The following is a 12,421-nucleotide window of genomic DNA, read 5'->3' as shown; positions in this document are numbered from 1 at the left end:
TATAATTCAATGAATTCATGACATGAGAGCGCCAGCCAACATGACCGCTGCTGTCGAGATCTACACGAGGCCCGGCTGCGGCTATTGTTCCGCCGCCAAATCGCTGCTGACCCGCAAAAAGGCGACTTTCGCCGAGTTCGACGTCGCCAAGAACCCGTCCTGGCGCGACGAGATGTACGACCGCGCCGGCGAAGGCTCGACCTTCCCGCAGATCTGGATCGGCGGCACCCATGTCGGCGGCTGCGACGACCTCTACGCGCTCGACCGCGAGGGCAAGCTCGATGCGATGCTCGAGAGCGTGAAGGCGATATCATGAGCCAGGATCAAGCTCAGGATCGCACCTTCACCGCGGCCATGATCCAGCTGCGCACCGGCCTGCTACCCGGGCCGAGCCTTGCGCAGGCCACCCAGCTGATCCGGCAGGCGGCGGCCAGTGGCGCCGACTACGTGCAGACGCCCGAAGTCAGCAACATGATGCAGCTGAACCGGACGGCGCTGTTCGAGCACCTCCAGAGCGAAGAGGACGACGCCTCGTTGAAGGCCTATCGTGCGCTCGCGGCCGAGCTGAAGATCCACCTTCATGTCGGCTCGCTGGCGCTGCGCTTCTCCGAGGAGAAGGCGGTGAACCGCTCGTTCCTGATCGGGCCCGAGGGCAATGTGCTCGCGAGCTACGACAAGATCCACATGTTCGACATCGTGCTGCCGGACGGCGAGAGCTATCGCGAATCCGCCAATTACCAGCCGGGCGAGACCGCGGTGATCTCCGACCTACCCTGGGGCCGCGTGGGCTTGACGATCTGCTACGACGTGCGCTTTCCCGCGCTCTACCGCGCGCTGGCCGAGAGCGGGGCATCCTTCCTCACGGTGCCCTCCGCCTTCACCCGCAAGACCGGCGAAGCGCATTGGCACATCCTGCTGCGCGCACGCGCCATCGAGACCGGCTGCTTCGTGTTCGCGGCGGCGCAGGCCGGCACCCACGAGAACAAGCGCGAGACCTATGGCCACTCGCTGATCATCGATCCCTGGGGCGAGATCCTCGCCGAGGGCGATGTCGAACCCGGCATCATCATGGCCAAGATCGATCCGGCCAAGGTCGAGACCGCACGCCGCGCGATCCCCTCGCTCCAGCACGGCCGCCGCTTCGGCGTGGCTGACCCCAAGGCGGGACCGGACCATCTGCACCTCGTGCGGGGATCGGCATGATCCGCTACGCGCTCCACTGCGACAAAAACCACGAATTCGAAAGCTGGTTCCAGAGTTCGTCGGCCTATGATTCCCAGGTGAAGCGCAAGCTGGTGACCTGTCCGATCTGCGGCTCGGCCAAGGTCGGCAAGGCGATCATGGCCCCGCGCATCGTCGGCAAGAAGGGGCGCGGACCCGCAACGCCGCCGCCCGAGTTTGCCGCCACGCCTGCGCCCGAGGCGGCGCCGTCCGGACCGACCTCGCTGCTGATGGCGCAGGAGCGCGAGCTGCGCGCCAAGCTGAAGGAACTGCGCGACCACATCGTGAAAAACGCCGACAATGTCGGCGAGCGCTTCGCTAACGAAGCGCGCGCGATGCATTACGGCGACAAGGAGCATCGTCCGATCTATGGCGAGGCCTCGCCGGACGAGGCAAAGTCGCTGATCGACGAGGGCATCGAGGTGTCGCCGCTGCCGACGCTGCCGGAAGACCGGAACTGACGCGGCCCCATGAGCCGCGAATCCACTCTTTCGTCACTTATCAGGTTGGATGCACCCATAGAGCAGCTCAAGACAAAACTTGGTACGTTAACTTGGGACGGCGACCCGGTGGTTACGTTGTTACGGAGCCACATCGCTGCCGTGCTCGACCGCTATTCTAGGGGAGAGATCGATGCGTCAACCGTTGAAGAGTGGGCTAATCTCGTGGAATGCCGCGAAGACATCGACTTCGAAGCAGGGTTCGAGGAACTGATCCAAGCCGCGATCTTTGATTTGGCAAACCCGATCTTGAACGGCGAGTTAAGCACACTGGTGACCGGCATCCTCGCCGGACTCCGCTGACAAGTCCTACGCCCCCACCAGCACCGCCACACCGATCACGATCAGTGCGATGCCAAGAATCTCGCGCGCCGCGATCGGCTGCTTGAACGAGTAGTACGCCACGCCTTGTGCGAACAGCACCTCGATCAGAGCAAGCGTGCGGACATTGGCGGCGGCCGTCAGCGCGAACGCCAGGAACCAGAATTGCGAGGCGAACGCGCCCATGAAGCCCGCAAGCAGCGACGGCTTCCACAAGGCCAGGATCGACTGCAGCACCTTCGGCGCGCGCCAGAGCAGGAAGATCGTCAGAATCAGCGTCTGCACGAACAGGCCGAGCACCAGCGTGAACGACGCCGACGTCACGAAGGAGACGCCCGGCACGTTGATGATCGCGCCGCGAAAACCCACCGCCGACAGCGCGAAGGCCGCGGCTGCGACGAGGCCAGTGATGGTCGGCTTCAGCTCGGCAAAACTCTTCTCGCCGCCGGGCCGCAGCGCCGTGATGACGACGCCGATTGTCGCGACCACGATCGCCAGCACCTTGAGCCAGGTCAGGTGGTCGCCGAGGAAGACGAAGCCAAAGATCGCGGTCTGGATCGCTTCCGTCTTGAGATACGCCGTCGTCACCACGAAGGAGCGGTCGTTCATGGCGAGCAGCATCAGGCCGGTCGCGACGATCTGGCTGAGCGCGCCCAGCAGCAGCCACGGCCAGAACACGGTCGGCGGCACATTGAGATGATCGCCGGTCGCCACCAGCACCACACCCAGAAACAGCAGCGAGAACGGGAAGCCGAACAGGAAGCGGATATTGGTCGCCCCCCACGTCCCCAGCGGCTTCGTCAACGACCGCTGCATCGCATTGCGCGCGACCTGGCCGAGCGCAGCGATGACGGTGAAGGGAATCCAGAGGCTGGCGATGGTGAGCATGGGGGCGGGGCTGGAGAACTGAAAGATTCCGGCCAACCTGCCGCTAGCGGCCAAGCAGGTCAATCAGGCGGATGTCATGGGTGCGATGCTAGCGCCTCGCGCGCCCCTCACACCATGCCTTCCGCCACCACCATGTAGTTCACGTCCATGTCCGACGAGAGGGACCATTTGTCGGCGAACGGGCTGTAGACGACGCCGGTCTGCTCGGTGATGACGAGGCGGTTGTCGAGGAGGTATTTCGTCAGCTCGTCGGGCGTGACGAACTTGTTCCATTCATGGGTGCCGCGCGGCAGCCAGCGCAGGACGTATTCGGCGCCGACGATGGCGAGCGCGAAGCTCTTCCAGTTCCGGTTCAGCGTCGAGACCACCATCAGGCCGTTCGGCTTCAGCATCGCCGCGCAGCGTTTCAGAAAGACGCCGACGTCGACGACGTGCTCGACCACTTCCATCGCCAGCACGATGTCGAAGCGCTCGCGCGGGTCGATCTCCTCCACCGTGGTGCAGCGGTAGTCGATCGCCAGATGGCCCTTGTCGGCGTGCAACTTCGCCGCCGCGATGTTGCTCGCCGATGGATCGACGCCGATGACCTGCGCGCCGAGCCGCGACAGCGGCTCGCACAGCAGGCCGGCGCCACAGCCGATGTCGAGCACGCGCAGGCCACCGAGACTGTTGAGGCTGCGCACGTTGCGCTCGAACTTGCGGCAGGCGGCGTCGCGGATGTAGCCGAGCCGCAGCGGGTTGATCCGGTGCAGCGGGGCCATCTTGCCGTTGGGATCCCACCACTCGGCCGAGAGCTTCGAGAATTTCGCGATCTCGGCGGCGTCGACGGTCGAGCCTGGCTGAGGGCTTGCGGGTGCGGAAGTATTTTGCTGCATGCTCATGGTTGCGCGCGGTCCTACCGCGTGGTGATCGAACTGCGGAAGGCGAGCGGCGAGGCGATGGTGGTGATCTTCTCGATACCCTCGCCCACACCCCGGATCGTCACGTCGCCATAGTTGAGAATACGTCCAAGAATCGACTGGTCGACGTCGACGCTCTCGACCTTGTCCAGCGCCATCTCGAAGGTGCGGCGCTTGATGAAGCCGGTCTTGTGCACCACCCTGAGGTTGGTAACGTCGGTCTCCGTGGTGAAGCGATGGAACCAGCCCTTCACGGTCCAGTACAGCGCGGCCAGAGCCGCGAGGCCGGAGGCGACGAGACAGAGCAGCACGAGCCCCTCGACGATGGTTTGCCGGGACGCGACGAAGAACGCCAAGGCCACAACCCAGGCCACGATCGCCGGAAAATAGAAAATCCAGTGCGCATTGGTCGAATACAGCACCTTCTCGCCGGGCTGAAGAATCTCGTCGATATAGCGCGCCATGATCCCGGTTAACCCATTACCCCACAACCGGCCCCGCAGGAACCCGCTTGCCCCCGGCCCCGCCGCTATGTATACGCGCGGTCGGTGTCCGCAGGCACCCGTCCGGTGCGGGTCACCATACTGATCCTTATGAAGGAATGCACGCGTCGTCATGAGCCGCCTCGTGATGAAATTCGGCGGCACATCCGTCGCCAACATCGAACGTATCCGCAACGTCGCACGCCATGTGAAGCGTGAGGTCGACGCCGGCCATGAAGTGGCCGTGGTCGTCTCGGCGATGTCCGGAAAGACCAACGAGCTGGTGGCCTGGTGCACCGAGGCCTCGCCGATGCACGACGCGCGCGAATACGACGCCGTCGTCGCCTCCGGCGAACAGGTGACCTCGGGCCTCCTGGCCATCGTGCTCCAGAGCATGGGAATCCAGGCCCGCTCCTGGCAGGGCTGGCAGATCCCGATCAAGACCAGCGACGCCCATGCCTCGGCCCGGATCGAGGACATCGATGGCAGCGAGATCATCAAGCGCTTTCAGGAGCGCAAGGAAGTCGCGGTCATCGCCGGCTTCCAGGGCGTCAATCCTGAAACGAACCGCATCACCACGCTCGGCCGCGGCGGCTCCGACACCTCGGCCGTGGCGATTGCCGCCGCCGTCAAGGCAGATCGCTGCGACATCTACACCGACGTCGACGGGGTCTACACCACCGACCCGCGAATCGTGCCGAAGGCCAAGCGGCTCGACAAGATCGCGTTCGAGGACATGCTGGAACTGGCATCCCAGGGCGCCAAAGTGCTCCAGGTTCGCTCGGTGGAACTCGGCATGGTCCACAACATGCCGATCTTCGTCCGCTCGAGCTTCGACAAGCCCGAGGATATCGACCCGCATGCCAACCAGCCGCCCGGCACGCTGATCTGCAGCGAGGAGGAGATCATGGAAAGCCACGTCGTCACCGGTATCGCCTTTTCGAAGGACGAGGCCCAGATCTCGGTGCGCCAGATCGAGGACAAGCCGGGCGTCGCCGCGTCGATCTTCGGCCCGCTGGCCGATGCCAACATCAACGTCGACATGATCGTCCAGAACGTGTCCGAGGACGGCAAGACCACCGACCTCACCTTCACGGTGCCGGCCGCCGACTACACCCGCGCCAAGGACACGATTACCGCCGCCAAGGCCAAGATCGGCTATGCCAGGCTGGATACCGCCACCGACGTCGCCAAGATCTCGGTGATCGGCAGCGGCATGCGCAGCCATGCCGGCGTCGCCGCCCAGGCATTTTCGGCCCTCGCGGGACGAAATATCAACATCCGGGCCATTACAACCTCCGAGATCAAATTCTCGGTTTTGATCGACACCGCCTATACCGAACTCGCGGTCCGCACCCTGCACACGCTCTACGGGCTTGATCAGGCCTAAAGCGCGACCGTCGTCGCGCTTTAGAATGTTGTTAGAGCATGGTCCTTCCGGGAGACCGCTTCGCACTCTTTTCCGGACCATGCCTGGACTAATTTTCTCTTAGCGGTCGCAGCAAACGCGAAGGTATACACACCTTCGCGTTTGGCAGGCGTTTTGCTTGGCAAAACAAGCCTCAATTCGCTATACGGCGAACAGGGTGGGCTGCCGCAGACTGTGTCCCAGTTCAGGCCGCTGATTCGGTGCAAAGCACGAAATCTCAAGAAGATTTGGGTTTGCGCCTGCGCCGGACAGACAATTCGGTTGTTTTTCTGGGATTTTGGGCCAGCCGCCGGCTGATACCGCCGGGCCCGGCAGACGGAGGAGATTGACGGTTCATGCGGAGCGCGTCGGGAGGTCCCCGCGTCTTGTTGAGACGGCTCCGCGAAACCATGGCGGAGCAGGTCTCGGCCCAGGAGCGGCTGGACAAGATCGTGGTGCTGATCGCCGCCAACATGGTGGCAGAGGTGTGCTCGGTCTATGTGCTGCGCATCGACAACACGCTCGAGCTCTACGCCACCGAAGGCCTCAACCGCGAGGCCGTCCACCACACCGTGCTGAGCGCACATGAGGGCCTGGTCGGCCTCGTCGCCAGCGAGGCGACTCCGCTCAATTTGAGCGATGCGCAGAGCCACCCGGCCTTCTCGTTCCGCCCCGAGACCGGCGAGGAAATCTACCACTCCTTCCTCGGCGTGCCGATCCTGCGCGCCGGCAACACGCTTGGCGTGCTGGTGGTGCAGAACCGCGCCAAGCGCAACTATGTCGAGGAAGAGCTCGAGGCGCTGCAGACCACCGCGATGGTGCTGGCGGAGCTGATCGCCTCCGGCGAATTGTCCGCACTGGCCCAGCCGGGCCAGGAGCCCGCTGCGCGCCATTCCGCACAGAAGGTCGGCGCGATCCTGTCGGAAGGCATCGCGCTCGGCCATGTCGTGCTGCACGAGCCGCGCGTCGTCATCAAGGATTACATCGCCGAGGACCTGCCGAAGGAAATCAAGCGGCTCGACACCGCGCTGGCCAAGCTGCGCGCCGATCTCGACCGCATGCTGGAGCGCGGCGACGTCGCCGAGGGGGGCGAGCACCGCGAGGTGCTGGAAGCCTACCGCATGTTCGCCAACGACCAGGGCTGGTCGCACAAGCTGCACGAGGCGGTCGCCACCGGCCTCACCGCGGAAGCCGCCGTCGAGCGCGTGCAGTCCGACACCCGCGCGCGCATGCTGCGCTCGACCGACCCCTATTTGCGCGACCGGCTGCATGACCTCGAGGACCTCGGCTACCGCCTGATGCGGCAGCTGGTCGGGCAGGACCACGCGCCGTCACGCGAACAATTGCCCGACAATGCCATCGTCATCGCGCGCGCGATGGGACCGGCGGCACTGCTCGACTACGACCGCAAGCGCCTGCGCGGCATCATATTGGAGGAAGGCACCGCCAATTCCCACGTTTCGATCGTGGCGCGTGCGCTTGGTATCCCCGCCGTCGGCGAGGTGCCGAACGCGCCCGGCATCGCCGATCCCGGCGATGCCGTCATCGTCGACGGCACATCCGGCACGATCTATGTGCGCCCGTCGCAGGAGGTCGAGGCGGCCTTCGCCGAGCGCGTGCGCTTCCGTGCCCGCCGCCAGGCGCAATATTTGGCGTTGCGCGATCGGCCCTGCGTCACCAGGGACGGCCAGAAGGTCGAACTGATGATCAACGCAGGGTTAGCCATCGACCTGCCGCATATCGAGGACACCGGCAGCGCCGGCATCGGCCTGTTCCGCACCGAGCTGCAATTCATGGTCGGCCAGAGCCTTCCGCGCACCAGCGACCAGCTCGCGCTGTATCGCACCGTGCTGGATGCCGCCGGCCCCAAGCCCGTCACCTTCCGCACGCTCGACATCGGCGGCGACAAGGCGCTGCCCTATATGGAAGCGGTGATCGAGGAAAATCCCGCCCTCGGCTGGCGCGCGATCCGGCTCGGGCTGGACCGTCCGGGCCTTTTGCGCGGCCAGATCCGCGCGCTGCTGCGTGCCGGCGGCGGCCGCGCGTTGCGCATCATGTTCCCGATGATCTCGGAGGTCGCCGAGTTCGACTCGGCGAAGGCACTGGTCGAGCGCGAGCTCACTTATCTGCGCCAGCACGGCCACACGCTGCCTGAAAGGATCGACATCGGCACCATGGTCGAGGTGCCCGCTTTGCTCTACCAGCTCGACGAGCTTCTGAAGAAGGTCGACTTCATCTCGGTCGGCTCCAACGATCTGTTCCAGTTCCTGTTCGCGGTCGATCGCGGCAACGCCAAGGTCTCCGAGCGCTTCGACACCATGTCGGCGCCGATCCTGCGCGTGCTGCGCGAGATCGCACGCAAGTCCAACGCCGCGAAGAAGTCGCTGTCGCTCTGCGGCGAGATGGCGTCGAAGCCGATCGGCGCGCTCGCCCTGATCGCGATGGGCTATCGCTCGCTGTCGCTGTCGGCGACCGCGCTCGGCCCGGTCAAGGCGCTCGTCATCGACCTCGACGCGAAAAAGGCCGAGGCGATGCTCGACCCGCTGCTGGACGCGCCCGCCGGCAGCGTCTCGATCCGGCAGAAGCTGACGGAATTTGCCGAGGCCGAAGGCCTGGCGTTGTAGCGGGCCTGTCCGCTCGCCTTCGCCGCCTTGCTTCCTCCGCTTTTTTTGAGACCAAACCGATGTCGTCACTCCCCGAAACCAAACTGGACGTCCTGCTCGCGCACCACGCCTCGCTCGAGGCCGAATCGCTTAGCCAGCTCTCCTCCGAACGCTACGTGCAGGTCACGCGCGAGCTTGCCGAGATCACGCCGCTGATCGAGGCGGTGAAGACTTACCGGTCTGCCGTCAAGGAACTCGCCGACACCGAGGCGCTGATCGCCGATCCCGCCACGGATGCCGAGATGCGCGGCATGGCGGAAGCCGAGCGCGACGAACTCCATCCGAAGATCGAGGAACTCGTCCAGAAAATCCGCGTCGCGCTGCTGCCAAAGGACGCCATGGACGACCGCAACGTGGTGCTGGAAATCCGCGCCGGCACCGGCGGCGACGAGGCCTCGCTGTTCGCCGGCGACCTGTTCCGGATGTACGAGCGCTTCGCTGCCTTGCAGGGCTGGAAGGTCGAGGTGATCTCGGCGAGCGAAGGCACCGTCGGCGGCTACAAGGAAATCATCGCGGAGGTGCAGGGCCGCGGCGCGTTCTCGAAACTGAAGTTCGAATCCGGCGTGCACCGCGTGCAACGCGTGCCCGACACCGAGACGCAGGGCCGCATCCACACCTCGGCGGCAACGGTGGCCGTGATGCCGGAGGTCGAGGAGGTCGACGTCGAGATCAAGAACGACGATCTGCGCATCGAGACCATGCGCGCGCAGGGCGCCGGCGGCCAGCACGTCAACAAGACCGAATCGGCGATCCGCATCACCCACATCCCGACCGGGATCGTGGTGATGATGCAGGACAGCCGCTCGCAGCACAAGAACAGGGCTTCGGCCATGAACATCCTGCGCTCGCGCATCTACGACGCCGAGCAGCAGCGCCTCGATGCCGCGCGCTCGGCCGAGCGCAAGGAGAAGGTCGGCTCGGGCGACCGCAGCGAGCGCATCCGCACCTATAATTTCCCCCAAGGACGTGTCACCGATCACCGCATCAATTTGACGCTCTACAAGCTGCCGCAGGTTATTGCGGGCGAAGCGCTCGGCGAATTGATCGACGCACTGACCACCGAGCATCAGGCCGCTCAGCTTGCCGCGCAGGGTGTTGCAGCGTGACGGGCGCGTGAGCACTCCCTTCACCGGACTATCGATCGAGAGCGCGCGCCGCGCGCTGGCCGCGCAGCTGAAGGCCGCGCAACTCGACGAAGCCGAGCTCGATGCCCGTATCCTGCTCGGCGCGGCGGTCGGCCTCGACCTCACCGGCCTGATTGCACAGGCCAGCCGGCTCCTCACTGAGGCCGAGGCATTGCGTCTCGCGCAGCATGCGCAACGCCGCATCGCCGGTGAGCCGGTGGCGCGGATTCTCGGCGTCAGGGAGTTCTGGGGCCTGCCGTTCCGGCTCTCGGAAGCAACCCTGGTCCCGCGTCCCGATACCGAGACCGTGGTCGAGCTCACACTCGAGATTTTTCGCGAACGGAAGACACCTCACCCGCCGCGCATCGCCGACATCGGCACCGGATCCGGCGCGATCCTGCTCGCGTTGCTGCATGAAATTCCCGGCGCCTTCGGCGTCGGCACCGATCTCAGCCTCACCGCGCTCAAAACCGCGAAAGGCAATGCCGCTTCTCTCGGCCTCGCCGGCCGCTCGGCTTTCCTGGCCTGCTCCTATGCTGCGGCGCTACGCGGCCCGTTCGATCTCATCGTGTCGAACCCGCCCTACATTCCCTCTGGGGAAATTCCGACCTTGAGCATCGAGGTGCGCGAGCATGATCCGCATCTGGCGCTTGACGGCGGCAATGACGGCTATGACGCCTATCGCGCGTTGATCCCGCAGGCAGCCGAACGGCTCGCGCCCGGCGGGGCCTTGATCGTCGAGGCCGGACGGGGCCAGGCGCGGGATATCGAGGCCTTGATGACGGCCGCCGGGTTAGCGGTGGACAGGCCGCCCAGGGCGGATCTGGCAGGCATTCCACGGGCGGTTTCGGCCCGAAAAATGCCCCCATAAAAGCCGGATTGGCCTGCAAAAACCTCTTGGAATATCCCTTGGGAACGACTACCTTCCCTTCAGCACATCAGTGTCGGCCCCGTAGACTTACGGGCGAAAGCCGGGCTCAAGCGAGAGCTTCACTGATTTTAGGTTCCAAGCCGCAGGTCCTGTTAAGCGCGATGGCCCATTGAGGTGCGCTGCTTTCCGACCGCAAAGTGAACGAAAGCCTGATATTGCGCGCGAAGACTAACGCAAGAAACCAGGGCTTGTTTTGGCAGGCAATATGAATGGGTTCGCTGGCAATGACTGCTGGCGGGTGGGGAACGCGTCCTTGTTGAACGCGGCGGTCGACGAACATCGGCAGGGTTCAAGCCGCTTCTCGCGCTGTGTACGCGAGGGATGTGAACCTTTGTCATCAGGTCACTCTCAGCAATCAGTAATGCGTGCAACCTTTAGGGCTGGAATTAAAGGCAGGACATGAGAAACGGTCAGAACAAGCAGCGGATGCGCAACCGCAACAATAATAACAACAACAATAATAATAACCGGCGCGGCCAGAACCCGATGACCCGGGTCTACGAGTCCAACGGGCCCGACATCAAGATCCGCGGCACCGCCTCGCATATCGCTGAAAAGTATCTTCAGCTCGCGCGCGATGCGCGCTCCTCCGGCGACCCCGTGGCAGCCGAGAACTACTACCAGCACGCCGAGCATTATTTCCGCCTGATCGCGACGGCCCAGGAACAGTTCCGCCAGAACCAGCAACCGCGCGGCGACGAGCCGATCAGCAGCAACAGCGGCGACGATGGCGAGGACGACGGCGAGAATTTCTCGAACTTCGGCCAGGAGCCGGGATTCGTCCCGCAGCCGCAGCAGCAACCCTTCGTTCGTGATGGCCAGCGCGATCATCAGCAGCGTGACAACCAGCCGACCTATCAGCGCGACAACCAGCAGCCGCGCGAGCATCGCGAACGCGACCACCGTCCGCAGCCGCAATATCAGCCGCCGCAGCCGCTGAACCAGCCCCAGCCCGTGGTTGCCGATACCGGCAGCGTCGATCGCCTGCCCTCCTTCATCACCGGCCCGCAGCCGCAGGTGAACGGCGCCCCGAATGGCGGTCCGGGCGGCTTCGAGGGCGGTGGCGGTGGCGAGCGCTTCCCGCGCCGGCGTCGCCGGCCGCACGGCCCGCGTCCCGAGCGCGAAGCCGCTCCGGCCGGCTCGAGCGACGAAGTCGCCCCCGGCGAGTAGGCCCCAGGGCTTCTTCTGATTTCATCGACCGCAAACGTCCCGGCCTTGCCGGGACGTTTTGTTTTCAGTTGCGCCCGACCGTCGTCGAGGACGGCACCAGCACCGGCTTGGTCAGCGCGGGAATCAACCGCGCCCGCTCGCGCTTGGCGGGGATCGCGCGATAGACCTGCTTGGAAGCCTCGACGATATGTACGCCCGCAAAGGGCAGTGACAGCGCCGCGCCGGCGCGCTCCCACATCTGCGCCGATTTCAGCACCCATCCGCCGGCATAGGGCGGCATGAACAGCGCCTCGCCCCATGAGGTCGGGGTGAACCAGGTCTGGCGCAACAGGTCCGTGATCTGCGAGCGGGAATAGGGCCGGCCGTGACCGAACGGCGTGTTGTCGCTGCGGGTCCACACGCCGCGCCGGTTCGGGATCACCGCGATGACGCGGCCGGACGGCGACAGCACGCGCCACACCTCGCGCAAGAGTGCGGCCGGATCGTCCGACATCTCCAGCGCATGGACCAGCAGGATGCGGTCGACCGCGGCGTCGGGAAGCGGCAGCGAGAATTCATCGACCAGCGAGGCCAGCGCCGGCCGTCCCGTCGGCCATTTCAGAACGCCCTGGGCCGCCGGCATGAAGGCGATGCAGCGCTCCGCATCTTCGCGGAACAACCCGAGATAGGGCGTCGGATAGCCGACGCCGAGCACGCGCTGGCCCTCGGCGTTCGGCCAGCGTTCTCTGATGCCGCGATTGATCATTTGCCGCGCCACGATCCCGAGGCGGCGGGAATAGAACTCGCGGAGGTCGACGACGTCGATGGTCATGAC

The 12,421-nt window shown here is 65.0% G+C and carries 13 protein-coding genes; 9 read left to right on the top strand and 4 right to left on the bottom strand.

The features are described from left to right. The first annotated feature begins 40 nt into the window (after positions 1-40). From grxC to FNV92_RS02805, 4 genes are read left to right on the top strand one after another with little or no spacing between them, the layout of a single operon-like run. Positions 41-316: a glutaredoxin 3 gene (grxC, locus tag FNV92_RS02820; protein WP_014439224.1), complete on the top strand. Its 276-nt coding sequence runs from the start codon at positions 41-43 to the stop codon at positions 314-316. Next, positions 313-1,203 carry a carbon-nitrogen hydrolase family protein gene (locus FNV92_RS02815; RefSeq protein WP_143842346.1) on the top strand — a complete coding sequence of 297 codons (891 nt, stop codon included), beginning with the start codon at positions 313-315 and terminating at the stop codon, positions 1,201-1,203. Before grxC ends, FNV92_RS02815 begins: the two co-directional genes overlap by 4 nt. Then, positions 1,200-1,682 (top strand): DUF1178 family protein, encoded by a 483-nt coding sequence (locus FNV92_RS02810; RefSeq protein ID WP_143842347.1) that lies wholly within the window; start codon positions 1,200-1,202, stop codon positions 1,680-1,682. The genes FNV92_RS02815 and FNV92_RS02810 overlap by 4 nt, the downstream gene beginning before the upstream one ends. Positions 1,683-1,691: 9 nt before the next feature. Then, positions 1,692-2,024 (top strand): hypothetical protein, encoded by a 333-nt coding sequence (locus FNV92_RS02805; RefSeq protein ID WP_143842348.1) that lies wholly within the window; start codon positions 1,692-1,694, stop codon positions 2,022-2,024. Between the two features lie 6 nt (positions 2,025-2,030). On the opposite strand, the gene FNV92_RS02800 is transcribed toward FNV92_RS02805, so the two are convergent. From FNV92_RS02800 to FNV92_RS02790, 3 genes are all read right to left on the bottom strand, one after another. Further along, positions 2,031-2,930 (bottom strand): EamA family transporter, encoded by a 900-nt coding sequence (locus FNV92_RS02800; protein ID WP_143842349.1) that lies wholly within the window; start codon positions 2,928-2,930, stop codon positions 2,031-2,033. A 107-nt stretch (positions 2,931-3,037) separates the two neighbouring features. Beyond that, positions 3,038-3,811: a bifunctional 2-polyprenyl-6-hydroxyphenol methylase/3-demethylubiquinol 3-O-methyltransferase UbiG gene (gene ubiG / locus FNV92_RS02795; protein WP_168213382.1), complete on the bottom strand. Its 774-nt coding sequence runs from the start codon at positions 3,809-3,811 to the stop codon at positions 3,038-3,040. Between the two features lie 14 nt (positions 3,812-3,825). Beyond that, entirely contained in the window at positions 3,826-4,293 is a 468-nt protein-coding gene (locus tag FNV92_RS02790; RefSeq protein ID WP_014439218.1) for a PH domain-containing protein, read from the bottom strand. Between the two features lie 151 nt (positions 4,294-4,444). Here FNV92_RS02790 and FNV92_RS02785 point away from each other — a divergent pair, with 151 nt between their 5' ends. The 5 genes from FNV92_RS02785 (at position 4,445) to FNV92_RS02765 (ending at position 11,607) form a co-directional block, all read left to right on the top strand. Beyond that, entirely contained in the window at positions 4,445-5,701 is a 1,257-nt protein-coding gene (locus tag FNV92_RS02785) for an aspartate kinase (RefSeq protein WP_014439217.1), read from the top strand. A 374-nt stretch (positions 5,702-6,075) separates the two neighbouring features. Next, positions 6,076-8,343, top strand: coding sequence for a phosphoenolpyruvate--protein phosphotransferase (gene ptsP / locus FNV92_RS02780; protein ID WP_014439216.1), 2,268 nt, complete (start codon positions 6,076-6,078; stop codon positions 8,341-8,343). A gap of 59 nt (positions 8,344-8,402) precedes the next feature. Then, positions 8,403-9,488, top strand: a complete 1,086-nt coding sequence (gene prfA / locus FNV92_RS02775) for a peptide chain release factor 1 (protein WP_143842350.1) — start codon at positions 8,403-8,405, stop codon at positions 9,486-9,488. Between the two features lie 7 nt (positions 9,489-9,495). Next, complete coding sequence (gene prmC, locus FNV92_RS02770) at positions 9,496-10,377, top strand: peptide chain release factor N(5)-glutamine methyltransferase (RefSeq protein ID WP_168213383.1); 882 nt, start codon at positions 9,496-9,498, stop codon at positions 10,375-10,377. A gap of 459 nt (positions 10,378-10,836) precedes the next feature. Continuing rightward, positions 10,837-11,607, top strand: a complete 771-nt coding sequence (locus tag FNV92_RS02765) for a DUF4167 domain-containing protein (protein WP_143842351.1) — start codon at positions 10,837-10,839, stop codon at positions 11,605-11,607. Positions 11,608-11,671: 64 nt separating this feature from the next. On the opposite strand, the gene FNV92_RS02760 is transcribed toward FNV92_RS02765, so the two are convergent. Then, a complete protein-coding gene (locus FNV92_RS02760) occupies positions 11,672-12,418 on the bottom strand; it encodes a methyltransferase domain-containing protein (protein WP_014439212.1) in 747 nt (248 codons plus the stop codon). Between the last annotated feature and the right edge of the window lie 3 nt (positions 12,419-12,421).

Origin of the sequence: Bradyrhizobium cosmicum (assembly GCF_007290395.2) — a bacterium.
In the GTDB taxonomy this organism is placed as follows: Bacteria; Pseudomonadota; Alphaproteobacteria; order Rhizobiales; family Xanthobacteraceae; genus Bradyrhizobium; species Bradyrhizobium cosmicum.
This window is presented reverse-complemented; position numbering and strand designations above follow the sequence as displayed.

What these genes read in the sequence shown, in the direction of transcription:
- grxC (WP_014439224.1), top strand. Translation starts at nt 41, where the DNA reads ATGACCGCTGCTGTCGAGATCTACACGAGGCCCGGCTGCGGCTATTGT.
- FNV92_RS02815 (WP_143842346.1), top strand. Translation starts at nt 313, where the DNA reads ATGAGCCAGGATCAAGCTCAGGATCGCACCTTCACCGCGGCCATGATC.
- FNV92_RS02810 (WP_143842347.1), top strand. Translation starts at nt 1,200, where the DNA reads ATGATCCGCTACGCGCTCCACTGCGACAAAAACCACGAATTCGAAAGC.
- FNV92_RS02805 (WP_143842348.1), top strand. Translation starts at nt 1,692, where the DNA reads ATGAGCCGCGAATCCACTCTTTCGTCACTTATCAGGTTGGATGCACCC.
- FNV92_RS02800 (WP_143842349.1), bottom strand. Translation starts at nt 2,930, where the DNA reads ATGCTCACCATCGCCAGCCTCTGGATTCCCTTCACCGTCATCGCTGCG.
- ubiG (WP_168213382.1), bottom strand. Translation starts at nt 3,811, where the DNA reads ATGAGCATGCAGCAAAATACTTCCGCACCCGCAAGCCCTCAGCCAGGC.
- FNV92_RS02790 (WP_014439218.1), bottom strand. Translation starts at nt 4,293, where the DNA reads ATGGCGCGCTATATCGACGAGATTCTTCAGCCCGGCGAGAAGGTGCTG.
- FNV92_RS02785 (WP_014439217.1), top strand. Translation starts at nt 4,445, where the DNA reads ATGAGCCGCCTCGTGATGAAATTCGGCGGCACATCCGTCGCCAACATC.
- ptsP (WP_014439216.1), top strand. Translation starts at nt 6,076, where the DNA reads ATGCGGAGCGCGTCGGGAGGTCCCCGCGTCTTGTTGAGACGGCTCCGC.
- prfA (WP_143842350.1), top strand. Translation starts at nt 8,403, where the DNA reads ATGTCGTCACTCCCCGAAACCAAACTGGACGTCCTGCTCGCGCACCAC.
- FNV92_RS02765 (WP_143842351.1), top strand. Translation starts at nt 10,837, where the DNA reads ATGAGAAACGGTCAGAACAAGCAGCGGATGCGCAACCGCAACAATAAT.
- FNV92_RS02760 (WP_014439212.1), bottom strand. Translation starts at nt 12,418, where the DNA reads ATGACCATCGACGTCGTCGACCTCCGCGAGTTCTATTCCCGCCGCCTC.